Raw genomic sequence first — 22076 nt, 5'->3', positions numbered from 1 at the left:
ACAGGATGGCCGCCAGGAAGGCCGACCAGAATCCGGCGACATGGAAGCCGTCGACCAGATGCGCCACCAGCCAGAACAGCAGCGCGTTGATCACCAGGATGAACAGTCCGAGCGACACCAGGGTCACCGGCAGGGTCAGGACGACCAGCACGGGACGGATGATGGTGTTGACCAGGCCGAGGATCAGCGCGGCCACGAGGGCGGTGCCGATGTTGGTGACGGTCACGGAATGCATCAGGTAAGGCAGCGCCATCAGGGCTGCGGCGTTGATCAACCAGGTCAGGAGCAGGCGCATGTCGGTGTCTTTCGTGAAGGCGTAGGAATCCGGGGCGCCACCCGCTTTGGGCGGCGCCATGTCACCGAAGAGATTACCAGTTATTAATTAATAACGGTAATGGTCGGGCTTGTACGGACCTTCCTTGGACACTGAAATGTACGCAGCCTGCTCCTCGGTCAGCGTGGTCAGCTGGGCGTTCAGCTTCTTGAGCTGCAGGCGCGCGACCTTCTCGTCCAGGTGCTTCGGCAGCGTGTACACGCCGACCGGGTACTTGTCGGTGTTGGCGAACAGCTCGATCTGGGCGATGGTCTGGTTCGCGAACGACGAGCTCATCACATAGGACGGGTGACCGGTGCCGCAGCCCAGATTCACCAGGCGGCCTTCGGCCAGCAGGATGATACGCTTGCCGTCCGGGAAAATAATATGATCGACCTGCGGTTTGATGTTCTCCCACTGATATTTCTTCAGTGCGGCGACTTCGATTTCGTTGTCGAAGTGGCCGATGTTGCAGACGATCGCCTGATCCTTCATCTTGAGCATGTGCTGCTCGGTGATGACATGGTAGTTGCCGGTGCAGGTGACGAAGATGTCGCCGTGTTCGGCGGCGTAGTCCATGGTCACGACGCGGTAGCCTTCCATCGCGGCCTGCAGGGCGCAGATCGGGTCGATCTCGGTGACCCAGACCTGGGCCGACAGCGCGCGCATGGCCTGGGCCGAACCTTTACCCACGTCGCCGTAGCCGGCGATCACGGCGATCTTGCCGGCGATCATGACGTCGGTCGCGCGCTTGATGCCGTCCACCAGCGATTCGCGGCAGCCGTACAGGTTGTCGAACTTCGACTTGGTGACGGAGTCGTTAACGTTGATTGCCGGGAAGGCCAGCTTGCCTTCCTGGTGCATCTGGTACAGGCGGTGCACGCCGGTGGTGGTCTCTTCGGTCACGCCCTTGATTTCCGGCAGGCGCTTCGAGTACCACTGCGGATCGACGGCCAGACGGCCCTTGATCGCGTTGAACAGGCAGATCTCTTCTTCCGAACCCGGCTTGTCCAGCACCGAGATGTCCTTCTCCGCGCGCACGCCCAGATGCAGCAGCAGGGTGGCGTCGCCGCCGTCGTCCAGGATCATGTTGGCGTGGGTTGCAGCCGATCCTTCGCCCGGCCACTCGAAGATCCGGTGGGTATATTCCCAGTACTCGTCCAGGGTTTCGCCCTTGATCGCGAACACCGGGGTGCCGACCGAAGCGATGGCGGCGGCGGCGTGGTCCTGGGTCGAGTAGATATTGCACGAGGCCCAGCGCACTTGCGCGCCGAGGGCTTCCAGCGTGCGGATCAGCACGGCGGTCTGGATGGTCATGTGCAGCGAACCGGCGATGCGCGCGCCCTTCAGCGGCTGGCTGGCGGCGTATTCCTCGCGAATGGCCATCAGGCCCGGCATTTCGGTTTCGGCAATGCGGATTTCCTTCTCGCCCCACGAGGCAAGACCGATGTCGGCAACGAGGTAATCCTGGGAAGTGTCTTTGAGTACGGCGCTCATCACGCCCTCCTTTCAAGTTAAGAAAAAAGTAACGTGAGCGCGGTGTTGATATCCGAGCCTGGCGAAAGTCGAAACTTTCGTCGCAACGCTCCTCGGAATTGCTTAGTTTAGCACGGGCGGATGTCGCTGGTGTGCTGAAGAACCTGGATTCCCGCCATGGCGGCCGGCCAGGTCGGGAATGACGTTGGCTGAGCCGTCATTCCCGCCAAGCTGTTTTTGCTACGCTGTCAGGCCAAACCAGCCGCAGCACGCAGTGCCGCCGCCTTGTCGGTGCGCTCCCAGGTGAACTCCGGCTCTTCGCGGCCGAAGTGGCCGTAGGCGGCCGATTTCTGGTAGATCGGGCGCAGCAGGTCCAGCATCTGTACGATGCCTTTTGGGCGCAGGTCGAAGTGTTCCATCACCAGTTCGGCGATCTTCTCGTCGGCGATCACGCCGGTGCCTTCGGTGTAGACGGTGATGTTGATCGGCTTGGCCACGCCGATCGCGTAGCTGACCTGCACCTGGCACTGGCGCGCCAGGCCGGCGGCGACCACGTTCTTGGCCACGTAGCGGGCGGCGTAGGCGGCCGAGCGGTCGACCTTGGACGGGTCCTTGCCGGAGAAGGCGCCGCCGCCGTGCGGGGCTGCGCCGCCGTAGGTGTCGACGATGATCTTGCGGCCGGTCAGGCCGCAGTCGCCCTGCGGGCCGCCGATGACGAAGCGGCCGGTCGGGTTGACCAGGTAGCGGGTGTCCTGCAGCCATTCTTTCGGCAGCACCGGCTTGATGATCTCTTCGATCACGGCTTCTTCGATCTGGCTGTGGCTGATTTCCGGCGCGTGCTGGGTCGACAGCACCACGGTGTTGACCGCGACCGGACGGCCGTTCACGTAGCGCAGCGTGACCTGGGACTTGGCGTCCGGACGCAGCCACGGCAGGCGGCCGTCCTTGCGCAGCTGCGACTGGCGCTCGACCAGGCGGTGTGCGTAATAGATCGCGGCCGGCATCAGTTCCGGGGTTTCGTCGCAGGCGTAGCCGAACATCAGGCCCTGGTCGCCGGCGCCCTGGTCGAGGTCGATACCGGCGCCTTCGTCGACGCCCTGGGCGATGTCCGGCGACTGCTTGTCATAGGCGACCAGCACGGCGCAGCCCTTGTAGTCGATGCCGAAATCGGTGTTGTCGTAACCGATGCGCTTGATGGTGTTGCGCGCAACTTGAATATAATCGACGTTTGCGTGCGTCGTGATCTCTCCTGCCAGCACCACCAGGCCCGTGTTGCACAGGGTTTCGGCGGCCACGCGTGCGCGCGGATCCTGCTCGAGGATGGCGTCGAGGATGGCGTCGGAAATCTGGTCGGCAACTTTGTCCGGATGGCCTTCCGAGACGGACTCGGAAGTGAAGAGGTAGTCGTTGGAAGACATTGAGGCTCCTGATACTGTTGAGATAAATGCCGCAGTATCAAGGCCCTGCGACGCTTTAGCGATATTTATATTCCGCTTCGCAAGTTGTCATTAACTCCGCGGATCCTGCTCAAAGTGGTATTTTACGCTCCTTAAAAAATTTTGGTGAATCAAGCCGCATCACCTCTACCCTGAATCAATAAATGCTCGTTTTCCTGTTCCGCTTCCTGTCGGTGTTTCCCCTCCCCGTGCTGCACGCGCTGGGCGCGGCGCTCGGCTGGCTCGTTTACCTCATTTCTCCCTCTTACCGGCGGCGTTTGCGCAGCAATCTCGAGCTGGCCGGCTATGGCGCCCATCTGCGCAGCGCCATCGCCGAGTCCGGTAAAGCCATCGTCGAACTGCCGTTTGTGTGGTGCGCGCAACAGGAGCGCGTCACCCGCCACGTCACGATGGAGAACTGGGAACTGGTCCAGCGCCAGCTCGACTCCGGGCGCGGGATTGTGTTCCTGACGCCACACCTCGGCTGTTTCGAGCTGACCGCCCAGCAAGTGTCGCTGCGCCAGGAGTTGACGGTCATGTATCGCCCGCCGCGCAAGAGCGCGCTGAAACCCCTGGTCGAAGGCGCGCGCGCGCGCCAGAACATGCACCTGGCCCCGGCCAACCTGTCGGGCGTGCGCATGCTGGTCAAGGCGCTGCGCGGCGGCCAGCCGGTCGGCGTGCTGCCGGACCAGGTGCCGCAGGAAGGCGAAGGCGTGTGGGCACCCTTCTTTGGCCGTCCGGCCTACACCATGACGCTGCCGGCCAAGCTGGCCCAGTTGGGCAAGGCCGACATCCTGCTGACCTATGCCGAGCGCCTGCCGGGCGGACGCGGCTACGTGATCCGCTTCGTGCCCTTCGAGGGCGAGCTGTCCGGCACCGCGACCGAGCAGGCCGCCAGCATCAACCGCGCGATGGAAGCGCTGATCGCGCGTTGCCCGTCCCAGTATTTCTGGAGTTATAACCGCTACAAGCGTCCCCAGGGCGTGGCGGCCCCGGAAGCCGAGGCGGTCGCATGAGGGTCCTGATTGCTTTTCTGTGGCTGCTGCATTTCCTGCCGCTGCCGATCCTGGGCCGCATCGGCAACGCCGTCGGCTGGCTGATGTACTACGCGATCCCGAAACGCCGCAAGATCGCCCTGACCAATCTGCGCCTGTGCATGCCCGAACTGAGCGAAGCGGAACGGATCGCCATCGCCAGGCGCCACTTCCAGGGCTATTCGCGCAGCATCCTGGAGCGCTCGCTGCTCTGGTGGGCGCCGATCCCGCGCCTGCGCCGCCTGATCCACATCGAGCCGTCGGTGCCCCAGGCCGAAATGGAAAGCGGTCCGACCATCCTGCTGTGCCCGCACTTCGTCTGCCTCGACGTGGCCGGCGTCGCGGCGCGCGTGATCCCGGTGTCGACGATCTATTCGCCGCAGAAGAACGAGGCCTTCGACCGCCTGCTGCGCTACGGCCGCGAGCGCTTCGGCCCGGTGCGCCTGTTCACCCGCGAGGAGGGCATCAAACCGATCCTGCGCGCGCTGCGCGACGGCCTGCCCTATTTCATGCTGCCGGACATGGATTTCGGCGAAAAGGATGCCACCTTCGTGCCCTTCTTCGGCATCCCGGCGGCAACGCTCACCGCCCTGCCGCGGCTGGCGGCGGCCACCAAAGCGAAAGTGATCCCGGTGATCGCCACCTTCCTGCCCGACTACAAGGGCTATCGTGTCGTCTTCTATCCGTCCTGGGAAAACTACCCGGGCGAGGACATGATCGACGCCACCCGCCGCATGAACGAATTCATCGAGGAACGGGTGCGCGAAAGCCCGGCCGAGTATTTCTGGACCCATAAACGCTTCAAGACCCGGCCGAACGGCGAGCCGTCGCTCTACGAATAAACAGGAACCATCATGAAACTGAAATTCACCAAGATGCACGGCGCCGGCAACGATTTCATCGTCATCGACGCCGTCAACCAGCAGGTCGATCTGAGCCCCGCGCAGTGGGCCCGCCTGGCCGACCGCCGCTTCGGCATCGGCGCCGACCAGATCCTGATCGTCGAACGTCCGCTCGATCCAGGCTGCGATTTCCGCTACCGCATCTTCAACAACGACGGCGGCGAGGTCGAACAGTGCGGCAACGGCTCGCGCGCCTTCGTGCGCTTCGTCAGCGACAAGGGCCTGACCGACAAGCGCAGCATCCGTGTGCAGACCATGGCCGGCATCATCACGCCGCGCCTGGAAGAAGACGGCAGCGTGACGGTCGACATGGGCGCGCCCGTGCTGGAGCCGGCGCAGGTGCCCTTCGACGCCAGCGGCCTGGACGGCGTGGCCCAGGGCCGCGACACCCTGTGGCCGCTGACGGTCCGCGCGCGCGGTGCCGAGCAGACCGTGCTGGTATCGGTCGTCTCGATGGGCAATCCGCACGCGGTGCAGGTGGTCGACGACGTCGACAATGCGCCGGTCGCGGAGACCGGTCCGCAGATCGAACACCACCCGCGCTTCCCGAAGCGGGTCAACGCCGGCTACCTGCAGGTGCTGGACCGCGGCCACGTGAAGCTGCGCGTGTTCGAGCGCGGCGCCGGCGAAACCCTGGCCTGCGGCACCGGCGCCTGCGCGGCGGTCGTGGCCGGCATCCGGCGCGGCCTGCTGGACTCGCCAGTCCAGGTCGAGGCGCGCGGCGGCCGCCTGAGCATCGCCTGGGCCGGCGAAGGCCAGCCGGTCTACCTGAGCGGCCCCGCCGAGACCGTGTTCGAGGGCGAGATCACGCTTTGATCACCGGCGTCTGACGCGTCGTCAAGCTGCCAGGTCGAGGTCCAAAGAGCTCTCTGGCAGCAGGGTCCGCAGACGGTAAAGACGCTGGCGATAATTCCCTTCCGGCCCGCCCGGGCCGCAGTCGACATTCTCGAACAGGCGCCCGATGCGGTCGAGCAACTGGCGCTCCTGGGCGCTTTCCACCGTCACCAGACGGCGCCGGCTGCGGCCGTAGCTGGCGCGGATGTCGATCACCAGGCAATGGCCGCGATCCGCATTCCGGACCTCGAGCAGCAGCGCCTCGGCGCGGCTCAGGCCGAAGGCCAGCGCCAGTTCGAGGCGCGCCGCCAGCAGCGGAAAGTCCGACAGGTCGCGTCCCGCCAGCATCGCATCGAGGTCCTGCCAGGCGCCCGGGCCGCGCGGCGCGATCTTGTGCAGCATGGCGGCCGCCCTGGCGCAGCCCTGCACGGCCGCCTTCTGCAGCCAGAACACGGCGCGCACATCGTTACCCTCGTTCTCGCGGCGCGCGCGCCAGGCGGCGTTGCCGCATTCCAGCTGGGCGTCGCGGTAACCCATCTCGGCGGCCCGCTCGAGGTATTTCTGGGCCTCGACTACATTCCGCTGGGAAAACTCCGGCTTCACATAGATGCGCGACAGCGCATACCAGGCTTCGGCCAGGCCCTGCTCGCCGGCCTGCAGCAGCCAGCGCACCGCCTTCTTGAAGTTGGCCGCGCCGCTGCTGCCCGCGCCGCTTCCCGCAACGCGGCGGCCGTCGATGCGCATGCGCGCGGACCACAGGCCCAGCGCGAACTGGGCGTAGCGGTCCTGCTCGGCGGCGGCCAGTTCCCAGAAGGCATGCAGTTCGTCGGGCTCGACGTCGTGGACCGCGGCGCCCTCGTCGACCAGGCGGGCGCAGCGCGACAGCAGGGTGACCTCGTCCGGTGCCAGGCGCGCGCAGGCCCGGTCCTGCGCCACCTCGGAATGGGCCAGAGACCGCGCAAGCGGCAGCGCACGCTCGAGATAGGCCTGGTGCCTGCCGGCCTCCCATTCCTGTTCCAGCAAGGCGAACTGGGCCTCGGTGACGCCATTGTCGGCGGCGCGCCGCAGCCAGCGCTGCCCGTTGCGGTCCGGCGCCGCGGTGCGCGGCATCGTGGCAGGGCTGCGCTCCGTGGCACCGGCGGCGGGTCCGGCTGCCGGCAAGCCGCCGGCCGGGATGCCGCGCTCCAGCCCGCCCGCGCGCGGCGCGGCCCCATGTTCGCGCGCCAGCAGCCACTGCGCCTCGGGGAAGCCGCCGCGGCCGGCGTCCTCGAGCGCACGCAGGGCCTTGGCGCGCTGCCCCGGCGCCACCCGCTCGCCGCCCAGCACCAGCTGTGCATAGACGAGCCCGGCTCGCGCCAGGCCGCCGTCGTAGGCGCGCTCGTACCAGGCGGTGACGGACTCGGAACTCTGCCGGGCAAGGTCGAGGGGTATATGGTTGCCGATCAGCTGCCATGCCTCGGCGCAACCTTGCCTTGCAGCACGATCCAACCAGTGCAGGGCGGTGGGCAGACTCTTCGGCAGACCGGTGCTGCCGAACAGGTAGAGCCGGCCGAGCGACAGCTGGGCTTCGGCCCGGCCGGCGCGCGCGCCACGGATGATTGCTAGCTCTTCACGGTTTGCCATCGCTTGTCTTACTACGTATCGGTAATGGAAACGCCGCCGCAGATGCGTACAGAAGCATGCAAATCACGGTGAATACGTGACGGATCAGTTCGCCACGCTGTGTGATCCGGTGTGCGGTTGACGGATGGGCCAGAGTCTATAGCCGGCTCAGGGGCGATTCGTTTGCGATTCCATGTGCATTTGAGGCTGCACAAATATCACTGCTTGTGCCTGGCCGGCATGATGACGTCCGGAAACTTAAAAAAGGCTTAAGATTTCCCCGCTGCACGAACCCAGGCGTTTCGAAAATACAACAGCACGATTGGATTTATTGGCTTTCGACCAAGTGGAGCCGTCATAATTGACCAATCCGACAATCTTGACGCATTGAGAAATTAAAGTTCACACATCCGAGTGTTCAGCAACAAGAATAAGTCTCAATGCTCTCTGGATTCCTGCGATTCACTTTATAAGGAAACAAATAGATGAAAAAATCACTCTTGGCAGTCGCTCTGCTGGGCGCATTCGCCGGTGTGGCGCAAGCTCAAACCGCTGTTCAGATCTACGGTAACATCGACGCCGGCCTGGTCAAGCGTACCGACCAGACCCTGGCCATCGGCAAGCGTGCCTCGAACACCCTGGGCTTCAAAGGTACCGAAGACCTGGGCAACGGCCTGAAGGCGCTGTTCCAGATCGAAATGCGTTACGAGCCGGACACCGGCACCACCGAGAACAACGGCCGTCCGCTGTTCCAGGGCCAGACCCGCGTCGGTCTGCAAGGTGATTTCGGTATGGTCCGCCTGGGCCGTGGCCTGACCCCGTTCCAGGAAGTCGTCGGTTCGTTCGAACCGTGGCACGGCCTGCCGTCGCCGGCCGGTTTCTACACCGACATCTCGGTCGCCGGCTTCAACTCGGCTCCGCTGGACACCAACACCAGCGGCGGTTCGCCGAACAACAACCGCATCTCGAACGCGATCTTCTATAACTCGCCGGTCGCCAATGGCTTCCAGGTGAACGCTTCGTGGGCAACCAAGGAATCGACCGGCGGCTCGCTGACCGGTATCGGCGCCGGCGCTGCTTCGTACGGCGTCAATGCCGAAGGCACCGTGAACCCGTTCTCGGTCGCTGCGACCTACAACAACGGTCCGGCAGCCGCGATGGTGGCTTACGAGCGTAACGCCGTCGAAAGCAAGGTGTGGTCGGTCGCCGGTTCGGTCGCCGCTACCCCGGAACTGAAGCTGATGGCTACCTACACCCACCAGGACCAGGAGCACACCAACACCCTGCGTCCGACGACCAAGGCATGGCTGGTCGGTGCGACCTACGCCGTCGGTCCGGGCAAGGTGCTGGCTGGTTACGGCCGCAAGCACATCGACAACACTGCTTCGACCAAGCAGTACTCGCTGGGCTACGAATACAACCTGTCGAAGCGTACCTACCTGTACGTGGACGCATCGCGTAAGAAAGACATCGTCAACGCCGCCACCGGCAACCTGGCTGGCACCCCGACTGTCAACCACTACGACGTGGGCGTGAACCACTCGTTCTAAGCCAAACCGGGAGCTTGCTCCCGTTTAGCTGAAGTCCGCAAGGGCGGGCCTGGGCAACCAGGTCCGCCCTTGTTGCATCCAGGCCTTGTGCGATTCGCGCAACGCTTACGCGGCTGAGCAGTATTGGCCGGCGCGAATTGATGGGCATCCGATGATGTCGATGCGGTCCGATTTGCCATGGAAGATGCGATGAAGAAGATCCTGCTGGGCGCGCTCGCCGGCGCCTGTGTTCCGACCCTCGTGCTGGCCCAGACCAGCGTTCAGTTCTACGGTATCGCCGATGCGGGCCTGATGTGGCAGCGCGGCTCCCACCCCAAGATCATCAGTGGTGGCGAAGACGGCTCGCGGCTCGGCTTCAAGGGCAGCGAAGACCTCGGCCGCGGCATGAAAGCCGTGTTCAACCTGGAGGCGCGCGTCGAACTCGACACCGGCAAGCAGCAGCCGGTCCTGATCAACGAGAACCAGGGCTATTACCTGACGCGCGGCATGGGCGCCCTGCCGCCCAACCTCCTGAGCGCCGTGCGCCGCGCGCTGCAGCCGCCCGGCGGCCCGGCTGTCAATCCGGAAAACGCCCTGTTCGACCGCACCGCCATGGTCGGCATGATCACGCCGCTGGGCGCGGTCCTGGTCGGGCGCATGTACACGCCGGGCTACGAAGTCTTCGCCGCCGCCGACACCTTCGAGGTCGGCACCGGCGGCACCTGGGGCAGCATCACCGGCGGCACCGCCGGCTTCCAGGCGCTGGGCGCCGACATCCGCTCCCAGCGTTCCCTGCAGTACCGGATCGCCCTGCCCTCCGGCATCGGCGCCTCGGTCATGATCGCGGGCCGGGGTTCCGGCTACTACGGCCTGTACAACAAGTTCTGGGGCGCGGCCATCACCTACAAGGCGAACGGCTGGGATGTCGGCATCGGCCACAACCACGGCTACGACCCGAACGGCGCGCCCAGCCTGCGCAGTTCGACGATCGGCGGCTCGTATGCCTGGAACGACTGGAAATTCTTCGCCGGCTGGCACGACCAGCGCAACCGTCATTCGACCCTGCTGCCCACCTATATCGCCGGCTGGGATGCCCAGATCGCGCCCCAGCTCGCGCCGCTCGGCCCGGCCACCGCCGCCGCCCTGCGCACCGTGTTCATCGACAACATCAGCTTCAACAGCCAGATCGATGCGGTGGGCTACCAGGTCGGGCTGCACTACCGCATCGGGCCGGGCCGCATCCTGGCCTCGGTCGCGCACCAGAACGACCGCACGGTGTCCGACAGCGATGCCACCCTGTTCGCTCTCGGCTACAACTACTTCCTGTCGAAGCGCACCGACATCTACGCGGTGGCCTCCTTCATCCGCAACCGGAACGAGGCCCAGTACAGTCCGGCCACGGCGGGGGCGCCGGGCGGCTTCACGCCCAAGCCGGGCGAGGACGGGCGCGCCTTCCAGCTGGGGATGCGCTACCGCTTCTGACGCCGGCACCACGGCGGCGGGCGGAACGGCGATGTTTATCTGCTTACGGCGTTTGCAGTCAGGTAAAATGAGCGGTCCACCTTTTTCGCAAGACCGTGCAATGACCGTAACGCTGGATCCCGCTGCCATCGCCCAATACCTGGTCGACCACCCGCAGTTTTTTGAAGAATACGCCGGCCTGCTGGGCGAGGTAAAACTGTCGAGCCCACTGACCGGCCGCGCCGTCTCGCTGCAGGAACGCCAGATGGAAGTGATGCGCGACAAGTACAAGGCGCTCGAACTGCGCATGTCGCAACTGGTGCGCCATGCCGAGGAAAACGCGGCGATCGCCAACCGTTTCCACGGCTGGACCCGCCAGCTGCTGGAAGCCGGCGCTCCCGACGAAGCGCCGGCCGCGATGCCGCGCGCCGTGGTCGACGGCCTGATCAAGCATTTCGTGGTGCCGCAGGCGACCCTGCGCCTGTGGAACCTGGGTCCGGGCCATGCCGACGAGTGGTATGCGAGCGACGTGTCCGACGACGTCCGCCTGTTCGCCAACGGCCTGCGTGCGCCGTATTGCGGCCCGAACCGCGATTTCGACGCCGTGCGCTGGCTCGAGGACAGCGCCTCCGTACGCTCGACCGTGCTGGTGCCGCTGCGCGCCGGCGGCTCGGCCTTCGGCCTGCTGGTGCTCGGTTCGCCGGATGCCGAACGCTTCGGCGCCAGCATGGCGACCGACTTTCTGGTCCACATCGGCGAGACGGCCAGCGCTGCCCTCTGCCCCCTGCGCGCTGCCTGAGATGGACAGCCCGGCCGCCGACGACTGGACCGGCCGCTACCTGGACGAGCTGCGCACCCAGCGCAAGCTCTCCAGCCATACCATCGCCGCCTATGCGCGCGACCTGGCCGAACTGTCCGCATTGGCCGGCCACAGCGACTGGACCAGGCTGAGCCATTTCGAGATCCGCCGCTTCGCCGCCAGACTGCATGCCGAGGGCCAGAGCCCGACCTCGATCGCGCGCAAGCTGTCCGGCTGGCGCGGCTTCTTCAACTGGCTGGCCCGCCACACGGCCTTGGCCGCCAATCCCGTCGAGGGCGTGCGTGCGCCGCGCCGCGCCAGGCGCCTGCCGAAAGCCCTGCCGGTCGACGACGCCGTGCGCCTGATGGAAGCGAACCGCCGCGGCCACCCCGAACCGGCCGAACTGTGCGACCGCGCGATGTTCGAGCTGCTGTACTCGAGCGGCCTGCGGGTCTCGGAACTGGTGGGACTGGACCTCGGCTTCGTCGCCGCCAGGGATGGCGCGCCGGCCTCGCTCGGCTGGCTGGAGCTGGAGGCGCGAGAAGTCGTGGTCACCGGCAAGGGCAGCAAGATGCGGCGGGTGCCGGTCGGCGGCCCGGCGCTGGAAGCGATCGCGGCCTGGCTGGCGGTGCGTCCGCCCAGCAGCGACGGCAGCCAGGCCCTGTTCCTGTCGGCGCGCGGCGCCCGCGTCACGCCGCGCGTGGTCCAGCACCGCCTGAAAGCCCATGCGCTGAAGGCCGGCCTGCCGGTCCACGTCCATCCCCACGTGCTGCGCCACTCTTTTGCCTCGCACCTGCTGCAATCCTCGGGCGACCTGCGCGCGGTCCAGGAACTGCTGGGCCACGCCAGCATCACCTCGACCCAGATCTATACCTCGCTCGATTTCCAGCACCTGGCGGCGGTCTACGACAAGGCGCATCCGCGCGCCAAAGCCAAGTAAGGACCGAAGCGGGCGCACGCACGGCCGTGCTCGGTGGTGACATTCGATAAATTCCGGCATAATCCCCCGATTCTCGGCGGCCGTCCGGCCCCACTTTGATCGGATAGCGAAATATGGAATTGATCCCCAGTACCATCCTGACCGGCTTCCTCGGCGCCGGCAAAACCACGCTGCTCAACCGCATCCTGCAGGAAAACCACGGCCTGCGGATCGCCGTGATCGAAAACGAATTCGGCCAGGAAAACATCGACAACGAAATCCTGGTGCAGGATTCGGGCGAGCAGATCGTCGAGATGAACAACGGCTGCATCTGCTGCACGGTGCGCGGGGACCTGATCGTCGCCCTCGGCAACCTGGCGCGCAAGCGCGATGCCGGCGAGCTGCAGTTCGACCGCGTGGTGATCGAGACCACCGGCCTGGCCAATCCCGGTCCGGTGGCCCAGACCTTCTTCGTCGACGAGGAAGTTGGCGCTCACTATCTGCTCGACGCCGTGGTGACCGTGGTCGACGCCCGCCACGGCATGGACCAGCTGGACCGCCACGAGGAGGCCCAGCGCCAGGTCGGCTTCGCGGACAAGATCCTGCTGTCGAAAACCGACCTGGTCGACGCCGCCGCCGTCGAGGAACTCAAGGCGCGCATCCGCCGCATCAATCCGCGTGCGCCGATCTCCACCTCCGACTTCGGCCGCGCGCCGATCCAGGAAGTGCTCGACCTGCGCGGCTTCAACCTGAACGACAAGCTGGAACTCGACCCGGCCTTCCTGACCGCCGACGAAGCCCACGATCACGGACATGAGCACGACCACGATCACGTCCACACCGAGGCCTGCGACCACAGCCACGATCACCACGACCATCACCACAGCCACCACAGCGACGACATCGCCGCCTTCGTGTTCAAGAGCGAGCGCGCCTTCGATCCGGAACGCCTCGACCAGTTCCTCGGCAGCATGGTGCAGGTGTTCGGCCCGAATATGCTGCGCTATAAAGGTGTGCTGTCGATGGCCGGCGCGGATCGCAAGGTCGTATTCCAGGGCGTGCATCAAATCATGGGCAGCGACCTGGGTGCAAAGTGGGGCGATCAGGAGCCGCGCGGGAGCAAAATGGTCTTTATTGGTAAAAATTTACCAAAAGACGTCTTTATCCGCGGATTAGAACAATGTTTGGTATAAACTACTCCGGTTCTGTATTGCGGGTCAGCCAAGCTGACTGTGCAGGCCGGTAGTCAAACGACTGAACAGTCCCGCCAGGCAGCGGGACAGGCGGGGCAGCAAGCCCTGCCGTCACGGCAGCGAATCAGCGCGCACACTGTCATAATAGTACCGCTGAGTAAGCTGATAAAATGGAAACTCTGTCGTATCAAAGGTAAGTGAAGTCATGACTAAAACAACGAAACCGAATACCGTGGCGCAGCCCGAAGACCGCCTCCTGACGGAAGAGGAAATTCGGGCCATGAGCGACGACGACTACATGAATCCGGCCCAGCTGGCGTTCTTCAAGAACCGCCTGCAGGAACTCGAGAAGGAACTGCTGAAGAACGCCGGCGAGACGACTGAGCACCTGCGTGAAACGGTGCTGGTGCCGGATCCGGCCGACCGCGCCACGATCGAGGAAGAACACGCGCTCGAACTGCGCACCCGCGACCGCGAGCGCAAGCTGCTCAAGAAAGTGCAGCAGTCGCTGGCTTCCATCGAAGCCGGCGAATACGGCTGGTGCGAGGAAACCGGCGAGCCGATCGGCATTCCGCGCCTGATCGCCCGCCCGACCGCCACGCTGTCGCTGGAAGCCCAGCAGCGCCGCGAACTGAAGCAGAAACTGTACGGTGATTGAACCGTGACGGTCTGCCCTGAAAAAAGCATGCGCCCATCGCATGCTTTTTTTATTTGGACGCCAGATAAATTTCCCATGGGATACACTAGCGTCGGCTAGCCTGTCGATTGACGCAGCTCAGGCGTGCGCGCCACGTGCCGCAGGCCGTCGTGCTACTGTCTCGACCGGTGAAAAACGGTAGACAAGGACCGACGTGGGATTCTTTTCCTTTCTCAAGAAAAAGGACGATGCGCCCGAGGCGCAGGCCGGCGCACGCCCGCGCGCCGCCATCGACAGCACCGGTCCTGCCAGCGCCTTCGCGCCGTCCACCCGCATGCGGCTCGACACCGAAGCCGAGCGCGAGCGCCAGCGCGAGATCGCGCGCGCCACCGCCGCCAAGATCGACGAGATCGAACTCGAGATGGCTTCCGACATCTTCGACGACCAGGCCTGGGCCGGCAACCGGCGCACGCCGGCGGTCGCCGCGGGCCTGCCGAGCGCCGCCCTGCTCGAACTGAACACGGAAGGCCTGCTGGCCGAGGAAGGCACGCCGGACCCCGCCGCGATGCCCTCCAGCGCCCCGGCCGTCGAGGAAGCGGCCATCCTGTATGCCAACGGCCAGGGCGAGGCTGCCGAAGCGGCCCTGCGCGCCTGCCTCGGCAACCCCTGCCGCAATGAGCGCCAGCCCTGGTGGATGCTGTTCGACCTCTACCAGGCCACCGGCCGCGAGGCCGCGTTCGAGAGCATCGCGATCGACTACGCCAGCCATTTCGAGACCTCGCCGCCGGCCTGGCTGCCGCCGAACGCGCCGCCGGCGGCGCAGGCGGCCGGCCAGCCCTTCGCCGGCGTGACCCCGACCGCCACCCTGCCGGGCCGGCTCGACGCCACTGCCGGCGTCCAGCTGGCAAGGGTGCTGGCGCCCGCCGCCGGCCCGCTGGTGCGCCTGGAATTCGGCGCCGTCGCCAGCGCCACCGCGGAGGGCTGCGCGGTCCTGCTCGATGCCCTGCAGACCCTGCGCCGCAGCGGCCGCGAACTGGCCGTGGCCGGCGCCGACCACCTGATCGCCGTGCTGCGCCCGATGCTGGCGATCGGGGAGCGCGGCGCCGGCGAAGCGCCCTGGCTGCTGCTGCTCGAACTGCTGCTGCTGCTGAACCGCGAAAAGGATTTCGAAGAGACGGCCATGGATTACTGCGTCACCTTCGAGGTCTCGCCGCCCTCCTTCGAGGCGCCGGCGCGGGCCGCCGTCAGCGTCGGCGCCACCACGGACGGCAGCGCGGCCGCCGGCGACCGCTTCCTGCTGCCGGGCCTGGTCGAGGGCGACAGCGCGGCGCTGCTGGCGGCGATCGATGCCTATGCCGCCCAGCATCCCTCCCTCGTGCTGGACTGCTCGCGCCTGGCGCGCATGGACTACGTGGCGGCCACCGTGTTCGGCGCCCGCCTGCGCCAGCTGGCCGCGCATGACAAGGGCAGCGGCAACGCCGATGCGCCGCGCAGCATCGAGCTGCGCGACCTGAACCACCTCGTGGCCGCCCTGCTGCGCCTGCTCGGCGTGGGAGAAGTCGCGCGCCTGTACGCACACAAATACTGAACAATATCGAACCGTAAGCCGGCTGCCGGACCCGACAGTTTCACCTTGTAATTGTATGGAGTAGCCCCACCTGCGGTTGGCAATCAACCACGAGGCAATTATGGAACAATTTCACGGCACGACCATTCTGAGCGTGCGGCGCGGCGAACAAGTCGCGCTCGGCGGCGACGGCCAGGTCACCCTGGGCAATGTCGTCATGAAGGGCTCTGCGCGCAAGGTGCGCAAGCTGTACCAGGGCAAGGTATTGTGCGGCTTCGCGGGCGGTACCGCGGACGCTTTCACCCTGCTCGACCGCTTCGAGGCCAAACTGGAAAAACACCAGGGCAACCTGCTGCGCGCCTCGGTCGAACTGGCCAAGGACTGGCGCACCGACCGCATCCTGCGCCGCCTGGAGGCGATGCTGCTGGTCGCCGACCGCGAGAAGACCCTGATCATCACCGGCAACGGCGACGTGCTCGAGCCCGAGGACGGCATCGGCGCGATCGGCTCGGGCGGCGTGTACGCCCAGTCGGCCGCCAAGGCCCTGCAGGAAAACACCGACCTGTCCCCGGCGGACGTCGTCAAGAAGGCGCTCACCATCGCCGGCGAGCTGTGCATTTATACGAACCTGTCCCACATCGTCGAGACGCTGGACTGAGCTGATCAATGAACAACCATCACATGAACATGACCCCCGCCGAAATCGTTTCGGAACTCGACAAGCACGTGGTAGGCCAGGGCAAGGCCAAGCGCGCGGTGGCGATCGCCCTGCGTAACCGCTGGCGCCGCCAGCAGGTGATTGAACCCCTGCGCCACGAGATCACGCCGAAGAACATCCTCATGATCGGCCCGACCGGCGTCGGCAAGACCGAGATCGCGCGCCGCCTGGCCAAGCTGGCCGATGCGCCCTTCATCAAGGTCGAGGCGACCAAGTTCACCGAGGTCGGCTATGTCGGCCGCGACGTCGACACCATCATCCGCGACCTGATCGACATCGGCGTCAAACAGACCCGCGCCAGCGAAATGAAGAAGAACCGCCAGCGCGCCGAAGACGCCGCCGAGGACCGCGTGATCGACATCCTGGTGCCGCCGGCGCGCGACTTCGGCTTCAACGTCGCCAGCACCGAATCGAAGGATGGCGACACGACCCGCCAGACCTTCCGCAAGCGCCTGCGCGAAGGCGCCCTCGACGACAAGGAAATCGAKATCGAAGTGCTTGACGCCGCACCCCAGGTCGACATCATGGCGCCGCCGGGCATGGAAGAGATGACCGAGCAGATCAAGTCGATGTTCGCCGGCGTCGGAGCAAGCCGCAAGAAGCCGCGCAAGATGAAGGTCAAGGACGCGATGAAGATCCTGATCGACGAGGAAGCCGCCAAGCTCGTCAACGAAGACGAGATGAAGCAGAAGGCGATCCAGACCGTCGAGCAGAACGGCATCGTGTTCCTGGACGAGGTCGACAAGATCGCCTCGCGCTCCGAGCAGGGTGGGGCCGACGTCTCGCGTGCCGGCGTGCAGCGCGACCTGCTGCCGCTGGTCGAGGGCACGACGGTGAACACGAAATATGGCATGATCAAGACCGACCACATCCTGTTCATCGCCTCGGGCGCGTTCCACCTGTCCAAGCCTTCCGACCTGATCCCGGAACTGCAGGGCCGCTTCCCGATCCGCGTCGAACTGGAAGCGCTGTCGGTCGAAGATTTCAAGAGCATCCTGACCTCCACCGACGCCAGCCTGACCAAGCAGTACGAGGCCCTGCTGGCGACCGAGGGCGTGAGCCTGGAATTCGCAGCGGAAGGCATCCACCGCCTGGCCGAGATCGCGTATTCTGTCAACGAGCGCACCGAGAACATCGGCGCCCGCCGCCTGTACACGGTGATGGAAAAGCTGCTCGAGGAGATCTCGTACTCGGCCAGCGACAAGTCGGGCCAGGCCCTGGTCATCGACGCCGCCTACGTGAACGAGCGGCTCGACAAGCTGGCGGTCAACGAAGACCTGTCGCGTTACGTGTTGTAATCAAAGGAGCGAAGATGGCGAACAAGGCGCTTGCAACCCGGCAGAGAATGATGCTGCGTGTCCAACCGGCACCACCGCTCAAGCCGCGCAACCCCTTCGCCGGCTTCGCCAAGCAGCGCTCGGCCGGCTCCCACGAGAAGCCGGTCGCCAGCGAAAGGCTGGCCGCCAAGCGCGCGCTGAAGAAGGTCAAGCTGGAAGCCGACGACGAGTAAGCACAAACGACAAAGCCCATGAGCTCACCCGACATGCTGCTGGACGTCCTGCGCGCCGAGCTGCGCGCCGCGGGCATCACCTACAAGATGCTGGCCGACCGCATCGCGATGAGCGAATCGAGCATCAAGCGCATGTTCGGCCAGAAGGACATGACGCTATCCCGCCTGGCCCAGATCTGCCAGGCCGCCGGCATCGCCCTCGAAGACGTACTGCGCCGCGCGGCCGACGCCCGGCCCCAGGCCGACACCCTCACCCTCAATCAGGAAACCTCGCTGGTCGCCAATCCGCGCCTGCTGCTGATGGCGATCTGCTGCCTCGGGCACTGGAGCCTGGAGCAGATCGTCGAGACCTACCGCCTGACCGAGCCCGAATGCATCGGCCTGCTGGCCGAGCTGGACCGGCTGGGACTGATCGAACTGAAACCCCTGAACCGCTACAGCCTGCGCGTCTCGAACGCCTTCCGCTGGCTGCCGGACGGCCCGGTGCAGCGCTATTTCCGCGAGCATGTGGTGGGGGATTATTTCGACGGCCGCTTCGACGGCCCGGGAGAAGCGCTGATGTGCCTGCCGGCGCGGCTGTCGCTGGCCAGCGCCGGCGAACTGGTGGAAAAAATCCACCAACTGGCCGGCGAACTGGCGCGCCTGCACCGCAACGACCGCCGCCTGCCGCCGCGCGAACGCGACGGTTTTACCTTGCTGGTGGGGTTCCGCTCCTGGGAATTCTCCGCCTTTACGGCACTCCGCCGTTAAGGTTTATTGCGTGGTCGGCACCGCGCCACCGGCCGGGCTGCCGGTCGAGCGGGTCGGCGGCGGCATCTGTACCGGCGCCGGGGCCGGGTTGTTCACGTTCGGATTGTTTTGATTGTTCTGGTTGGCGGGCGCGGCGTTCGGGTTGGCCGGCGGCGGCGCCTCATGCTGCTGGGTGGGCTCGGCCTGGTTGCCGAACTCCTGGCTCTGGGTCGACTGCTGGATTGCACCCGGCGCCATTGGCGGCTCCGGCGTGGCGCCGACCGGTAGCGGCGGTGGCGCATTGGGTGTTGCCGCCGGCGCTCCCGGAGGAACGGCGGCGCCGTCCATGGACGCCGCCGGCTTGGTGTCGGCCGCCAGGTCGAGCCGCTTCATGACGCCGCCATCGGACAGCATCACATAGCGCGGATGCACCTCGGCCAGGGTAATGCCCGGCGCCACTTCCTTGCCCACCTTCAGCGCCTTCGGCGGCGAGCCCTCGGCCACGATAATGGCCACGCTGTCGCGCCCTGCGGCAACGATGCCGGTCAGCTGGTAATTGCTTGCGCTGGCGGTGGCGGCCTGTCCACCGAACAAGGTTGCGGCAGCATCGATCGACGGCTCCGGCATGCCCGTGCGCGGCACCGCGGCGATCGGGCGCTGCACTGGCTTGTACAGCTGCATGATCCAGTAGGCGAGCGAGGCCGCCAGCAGGATCACGCCGAGCAGGCTCAAAACGAGGGGCAAACGCTTGTTCATCAATTTCCTTATCAGCGCACCAACTGGTTGATTTCAATGATCGGCATCAGCACCGCCAGCACGATCAGCAGCACGACCAGGCCCATGGCCAGGATCAGCACCGGCTCGAGCAGGCCGGCGATGGTCAGTGCACGGCGCTCCAGGTCGGCCTGCTGGGAATCGGCGGCGCGCTCCAGCATGGCCGGCAATTCGCCGGTGATCTCGCCGGCGCGGATCATGTGCACCAGCATCGGCGGGAAATACTTCTGGACCGACAAGGCCCGCGCCAGGCTCACGCCCTCGCGCACGCTGGCGGTCGCGTCCTCCACCAGCCCTTTCATGGCCACGTTCGACAGCGTGTCGCGGCTGGTTTCCAGCGCGCGCAGGATCGGCACCCCGGAACCGGTGGTGATCGCCAGGGTGCTGGCGAAACGCGCCGTGTTCAGGCTGCGCTCGAAGCGGCCGTAGACCGGGGCATCCAGCAGCCAGGCATGCCAGCGCAGCTTGAGCGCGGGATTGCGCAGCGCCCGGCGCCACATGATCCAGGCCCCGACGATGGCCAATCCCACATAGATGCCGTAAGCGCGCGTAAAGTTCGACACGCCCAGCATCATGATGGTCAGGAAAGGCAGCTTCTGCTTGGTGTTGGCGAACACCGAGACGATCTGCGGCACCACGTAGGTGAGCAGGAAGATCACGATCGCGAACGCGACCACGGTAACGATGGCCGGATAGGTGAACGCCAGCCGCACCCGCTGCACCAGCGCGTTGCGGCGCTCGATATAGTCGGCCAGGCGCGCCAGCACGCGCGCCAGCTGGCCGATCTGCTCGCCGGACGAGACCAGCGCGCGGTAGATCTCGGCGAAGTCGCGCGGATGGCGCGACAGCGCGCTGGAAAAGGAGGCGCCGCCCATCACCTCGGAACGGATCGAGGCGATCAGGTCGCGCATGTAGGGGCGCTCGGCCTGTTCCAGCAGGGCCGTGAATGCCTGTTCGAGCGGCAGGCCCGCTTCCAGCAAGCTGGCCAGCTGGCGCGTAAACAGGGCCAGCTCGACCTGGGACAGGCGTTCGCCGAAGCCGCGCGAACGGGTCGCCCCGCTCTCGTCGACCTGGGCCGCGATGGCCTCGACGCTCAGCGGCGTCAGGCCCTGCAGGCGCAGGTCGGCGCGTGCGGCGCGCGGGCTGTCGGCGTTCAGCACGCCCTTGCGGATGACGCCACCGGTATCGACGGCTTCGTAGCGGAATGCCGGCATCAGTCAGCCTTCGTCACGCGGACCAGCTCGGCTTCCGTGGTCACGCCGTCGCGGACCCAGCGTTCGCCGTCCTCGCGCATGGTCTTCATGCCGGACTTCAGCGCGGTGTCGCGGATCTCGGCTTCCGACACCTGGTTGTGGATCTGCGCGCGGATCTGCTCGTTCGTTTCCAGCAGTTCGTAGACGCCGACCCGGCCGTGGTAGCCGGTATGGCCGCAGCGCTCGCAGCCGACCGCCTGCCACTGGCCGTTGCCATCCTGCTTCTTGCAGTAGGGACAGAGCTTGCGCACCAGACGCTGCGCCATCACGCCCAGCAGAGATGACGACAACAGGAAGGGCTCGATGCCCATGTCCAGCAGACGGGTGACGGCCGAGGCGGCATCGTTGGTGTGCAGGGTCGCCAGCACCAGGTGGCCGGTGAGCGAAGCCTGGACCGCGATCTGCGCGGTTTCGAGGTCGCGGATCTCGCCGATCATGATCACGTCCGGGTCCTGGCGCAGGATGGCGCGCAGGGCTTTGCCGAAGGTCATGTCGATGYGGGCGTTGACCTGGGTCTGGCCGATGCCCGGCAGGTCGTATTCGATCGGATCCTCCACCGTCATGATGTTGGTGGTGGTCGCGTTCAGGCGCGACAGCGAGGCGTACAGCGTGGTGGTCTTGCCGGAACCGGTCGGGCCCGTCACCAGCACGATGCCGTGCGGCTGGTTGATCATCCTGTCGAACTGCGGCAGCAGGCTCTCGCTCATGCCGAGGTGGCCGAGGTCGAGGCGGCCCGCTTCCTTGTCGAGCAGACGCAGCACGGCGCGCTCGCCGTGGCCGGTCGGCAGGGTCGAAACGCGCACGTCGACCGGCTTGCCGCCCACCCGCAAGGTGATGCGGCCGTCCTGCGGCAGGCGTTTCTCGGCGATGTCCAGCTGGCTCATGATCTTGATACGCGAAATGAGCGAGGCGTGGATCGCCTTGCGCGGCCGCACGATATCGCGCAGCGCGCCGTCGATGCGGAAGCGCACCACGGAAGTCTGCTCGAAGGGCTCGATATGGATATCGGAGGCGCCTTCGCGCAGCGACTGGGTCAGCAGCGCATTGATCATGCGGATCACCGGGGCGTCGTCGGACGATTCCAGCAGGTCTTCGATGGCCGGCACGTCCTGCAGCAGCTTGGTGAGGTCAAGGTCGGCATCGAATTCGTCGGCCACCTGGGACGCGTCGCCGCCGGCATTGGCGTAGGCGGCGGCGATCGCCGCTTCCAGTTCGGCGCGGTCCATGCGGTGCAGGGCGATGCGGCCGAAACGGCGCGAGACTTCCGCGATCGCGGCCGGCTTGGTCGCGTTCGAGACCAGCACTTCGACGGCCTGCGAAGGGTCGCCGTTGGAACGCGCCAGCACGCCGTAGTCACGTGCGAATGCGTAGGGCAACAGGTTAGTCATGG

21 protein-coding genes and 1 riboswitch are annotated in these 22076 nt (G+C 65.9%); of the genes, 14 read left to right on the top strand and 7 right to left on the bottom strand.

The window, feature by feature from the left end; all coding sequences use genetic code 11:
* The 3 genes from AC1DIX_RS03955 to metK form a co-directional block, all read right to left on the bottom strand.
* A partial coding sequence (locus tag AC1DIX_RS03955; protein ID WP_477322154.1) for a phage holin family protein occupies positions 1–295 on the bottom strand: 295 nt, incomplete at its 3' end.
* A gap of 87 nt (positions 296–382) precedes the next feature.
* Positions 383–1810 carry an adenosylhomocysteinase gene (gene ahcY / locus AC1DIX_RS03950; RefSeq protein ID WP_477322150.1) on the bottom strand — a complete coding sequence of 476 codons (1428 nt, stop codon included), beginning with the start codon at positions 1808–1810 and terminating at the stop codon, positions 383–385.
* A 28-nt stretch (positions 1811–1838) separates the two neighbouring features.
* A riboswitch (S-adenosyl-L-homocysteine riboswitch) is annotated at positions 1839–1910 on the bottom strand.
* 127 nt (positions 1911–2037) lie between these two features.
* Positions 2038–3207, bottom strand: coding sequence for a methionine adenosyltransferase (metK, locus tag AC1DIX_RS03945; RefSeq protein WP_477322148.1), 1170 nt, complete (start codon positions 3205–3207; stop codon positions 2038–2040).
* Positions 3208–3389: 182 nt separating this feature from the next.
* Here metK and AC1DIX_RS03940 point away from each other — a divergent pair, with 182 nt between their 5' ends.
* The 3 genes from AC1DIX_RS03940 to dapF are packed head-to-tail and all read left to right on the top strand — an operon-like array spanning position 3390 to position 5977.
* On the top strand, positions 3390–4241 hold the full coding sequence (locus AC1DIX_RS03940; protein WP_442124471.1) for a lysophospholipid acyltransferase family protein: 852 nt from the start codon (positions 3390–3392) through the stop codon (positions 4239–4241).
* Entirely contained in the window at positions 4238–5101 is an 864-nt protein-coding gene (locus AC1DIX_RS03935; RefSeq protein ID WP_442124470.1) for an LpxL/LpxP family acyltransferase, read from the top strand. The genes AC1DIX_RS03940 and AC1DIX_RS03935 overlap by 4 nt, the downstream gene beginning before the upstream one ends.
* A gap of 12 nt (positions 5102–5113) precedes the next feature.
* The gene (gene dapF / locus AC1DIX_RS03930) at positions 5114–5977 is read left to right on the top strand and encodes a diaminopimelate epimerase (RefSeq protein WP_477322145.1); all 864 of its coding nucleotides are present in this window, start codon (positions 5114–5116) and stop codon (positions 5975–5977) included.
* Positions 5978–5998: 21 nt separating this feature from the next.
* Here the strand turns inward: dapF and AC1DIX_RS03925 are convergent, their stop codons facing one another.
* Positions 5999–7618 (bottom strand): tetratricopeptide repeat protein, encoded by a 1620-nt coding sequence (locus AC1DIX_RS03925; RefSeq protein ID WP_477322143.1) that lies wholly within the window; start codon positions 7616–7618, stop codon positions 5999–6001.
* A gap of 464 nt (positions 7619–8082) precedes the next feature.
* Between AC1DIX_RS03925 and AC1DIX_RS03920 the strand changes: the two genes are divergently transcribed.
* The 11 genes from AC1DIX_RS03920 (at position 8083) to AC1DIX_RS03870 (ending at position 18680) form a co-directional block, all read left to right on the top strand.
* Entirely contained in the window at positions 8083–9147 is a 1065-nt protein-coding gene (locus AC1DIX_RS03920; protein WP_477322141.1) for a porin, read from the top strand.
* Between the two features lie 189 nt (positions 9148–9336).
* Entirely contained in the window at positions 9337–10608 is a 1272-nt protein-coding gene (locus AC1DIX_RS03915; RefSeq protein ID WP_442123002.1) for a porin, read from the top strand.
* Positions 10609–10708: 100 nt separating this feature from the next.
* Positions 10709–11386, top strand: a complete 678-nt coding sequence (locus tag AC1DIX_RS03910) for a DUF484 family protein (RefSeq protein ID WP_442123001.1) — start codon at positions 10709–10711, stop codon at positions 11384–11386.
* A gap of 1 nt (position 11387) precedes the next feature.
* Positions 11388–12326 carry a tyrosine recombinase XerC gene (xerC, locus tag AC1DIX_RS03905; RefSeq protein WP_477322139.1) on the top strand — a complete coding sequence of 313 codons (939 nt, stop codon included), beginning with the start codon at positions 11388–11390 and terminating at the stop codon, positions 12324–12326.
* A 113-nt stretch (positions 12327–12439) separates the two neighbouring features.
* Positions 12440–13498, top strand: a complete 1059-nt coding sequence (locus AC1DIX_RS03900) for a CobW family GTP-binding protein (protein ID WP_442122999.1) — start codon at positions 12440–12442, stop codon at positions 13496–13498.
* Positions 13499–13703: 205 nt separating this feature from the next.
* Positions 13704–14156 carry an RNA polymerase-binding protein DksA gene (dksA, locus tag AC1DIX_RS03895; protein WP_442122998.1) on the top strand — a complete coding sequence of 151 codons (453 nt, stop codon included), beginning with the start codon at positions 13704–13706 and terminating at the stop codon, positions 14154–14156.
* Positions 14157–14349: 193 nt separating this feature from the next.
* Complete coding sequence (locus AC1DIX_RS03890; RefSeq protein WP_477322136.1) at positions 14350–15723, top strand: STAS domain-containing protein; 1374 nt, start codon at positions 14350–14352, stop codon at positions 15721–15723.
* Between the two features lie 100 nt (positions 15724–15823).
* Positions 15824–16360, top strand: a complete 537-nt coding sequence (gene hslV / locus AC1DIX_RS03885; RefSeq protein WP_442122996.1) for an ATP-dependent protease subunit HslV — start codon at positions 15824–15826, stop codon at positions 16358–16360.
* Between the two features lie 23 nt (positions 16361–16383).
* Positions 16384–17718 carry an ATP-dependent protease ATPase subunit HslU gene (hslU, locus tag AC1DIX_RS03880; protein ID WP_477322134.1) on the top strand — a complete coding sequence of 445 codons (1335 nt, stop codon included), beginning with the start codon at positions 16384–16386 and terminating at the stop codon, positions 17716–17718.
* A 50-nt stretch (positions 17719–17768) separates the two neighbouring features.
* Complete coding sequence (locus tag AC1DIX_RS03875; protein WP_442122994.1) at positions 17769–17930, top strand: hypothetical protein; 162 nt, start codon at positions 17769–17771, stop codon at positions 17928–17930.
* Positions 17931–17948: 18 nt separating this feature from the next.
* The gene (locus tag AC1DIX_RS03870) at positions 17949–18680 is read left to right on the top strand and encodes a helix-turn-helix domain-containing protein (RefSeq protein WP_442122993.1); all 732 of its coding nucleotides are present in this window, start codon (positions 17949–17951) and stop codon (positions 18678–18680) included.
* 3 nt (positions 18681–18683) lie between these two features.
* Here AC1DIX_RS03870 and AC1DIX_RS03865 read toward each other — a convergent pair whose 3' ends face one another.
* The 3 genes from AC1DIX_RS03865 to gspE are packed head-to-tail and all read right to left on the bottom strand — an operon-like array spanning position 18684 to position 22074.
* Positions 18684–19415, bottom strand: coding sequence for a type II secretion system protein N (locus AC1DIX_RS03865; protein ID WP_477322132.1), 732 nt, complete (start codon positions 19413–19415; stop codon positions 18684–18686).
* 11 nt (positions 19416–19426) lie between these two features.
* Entirely contained in the window at positions 19427–20647 is a 1221-nt protein-coding gene (gene gspF / locus AC1DIX_RS03860) for a type II secretion system inner membrane protein GspF (protein ID WP_477322130.1), read from the bottom strand.
* The gene (gspE, locus tag AC1DIX_RS03855) at positions 20647–22074 is read right to left on the bottom strand and encodes a type II secretion system ATPase GspE (protein WP_477322128.1); all 1428 of its coding nucleotides are present in this window, start codon (positions 22072–22074) and stop codon (positions 20647–20649) included. The genes gspF and gspE overlap by 1 nt, the downstream gene beginning before the upstream one ends.
* Between the last annotated feature and the right edge of the window lie 2 nt (positions 22075–22076).

This window comes from Massilia sp. 05N420, from assembly GCF_056397205.1.
This window is presented reverse-complemented; position numbering and strand designations above follow the sequence as displayed.

Coding starts and splice junctions, on each gene's coding strand:
- ahcY (WP_477322150.1), bottom strand. CDS start 1,810: ATGAGCGCCGTACTCAAAGACACTTCCCAGGATTACCTCGTTGCCGAC.
- metK (WP_477322148.1), bottom strand. CDS start 3,207: ATGTCTTCCAACGACTACCTCTTCACTTCCGAGTCCGTCTCGGAAGGC.
- AC1DIX_RS03940 (WP_442124471.1), top strand. CDS start 3,390: ATGCTCGTTTTCCTGTTCCGCTTCCTGTCGGTGTTTCCCCTCCCCGTG.
- AC1DIX_RS03935 (WP_442124470.1), top strand. CDS start 4,238: ATGAGGGTCCTGATTGCTTTTCTGTGGCTGCTGCATTTCCTGCCGCTG.
- dapF (WP_477322145.1), top strand. CDS start 5,114: ATGAAACTGAAATTCACCAAGATGCACGGCGCCGGCAACGATTTCATC.
- AC1DIX_RS03925 (WP_477322143.1), bottom strand. CDS start 7,618: ATGGCAAACCGTGAAGAGCTAGCAATCATCCGTGGCGCGCGCGCCGGC.
- AC1DIX_RS03920 (WP_477322141.1), top strand. CDS start 8,083: ATGAAAAAATCACTCTTGGCAGTCGCTCTGCTGGGCGCATTCGCCGGT.
- AC1DIX_RS03915 (WP_442123002.1), top strand. CDS start 9,337: ATGAAGAAGATCCTGCTGGGCGCGCTCGCCGGCGCCTGTGTTCCGACC.
- AC1DIX_RS03910 (WP_442123001.1), top strand. CDS start 10,709: ATGACCGTAACGCTGGATCCCGCTGCCATCGCCCAATACCTGGTCGAC.
- xerC (WP_477322139.1), top strand. CDS start 11,388: ATGGACAGCCCGGCCGCCGACGACTGGACCGGCCGCTACCTGGACGAG.
- AC1DIX_RS03900 (WP_442122999.1), top strand. CDS start 12,440: ATGGAATTGATCCCCAGTACCATCCTGACCGGCTTCCTCGGCGCCGGC.
- dksA (WP_442122998.1), top strand. CDS start 13,704: ATGACTAAAACAACGAAACCGAATACCGTGGCGCAGCCCGAAGACCGC.
- hslV (WP_442122996.1), top strand. CDS start 15,824: ATGGAACAATTTCACGGCACGACCATTCTGAGCGTGCGGCGCGGCGAA.
- AC1DIX_RS03875 (WP_442122994.1), top strand. CDS start 17,769: ATGCTGCGTGTCCAACCGGCACCACCGCTCAAGCCGCGCAACCCCTTC.
- AC1DIX_RS03870 (WP_442122993.1), top strand. CDS start 17,949: ATGAGCTCACCCGACATGCTGCTGGACGTCCTGCGCGCCGAGCTGCGC.
- AC1DIX_RS03865 (WP_477322132.1), bottom strand. CDS start 19,415: ATGAACAAGCGTTTGCCCCTCGTTTTGAGCCTGCTCGGCGTGATCCTG.
- gspF (WP_477322130.1), bottom strand. CDS start 20,647: ATGCCGGCATTCCGCTACGAAGCCGTCGATACCGGTGGCGTCATCCGC.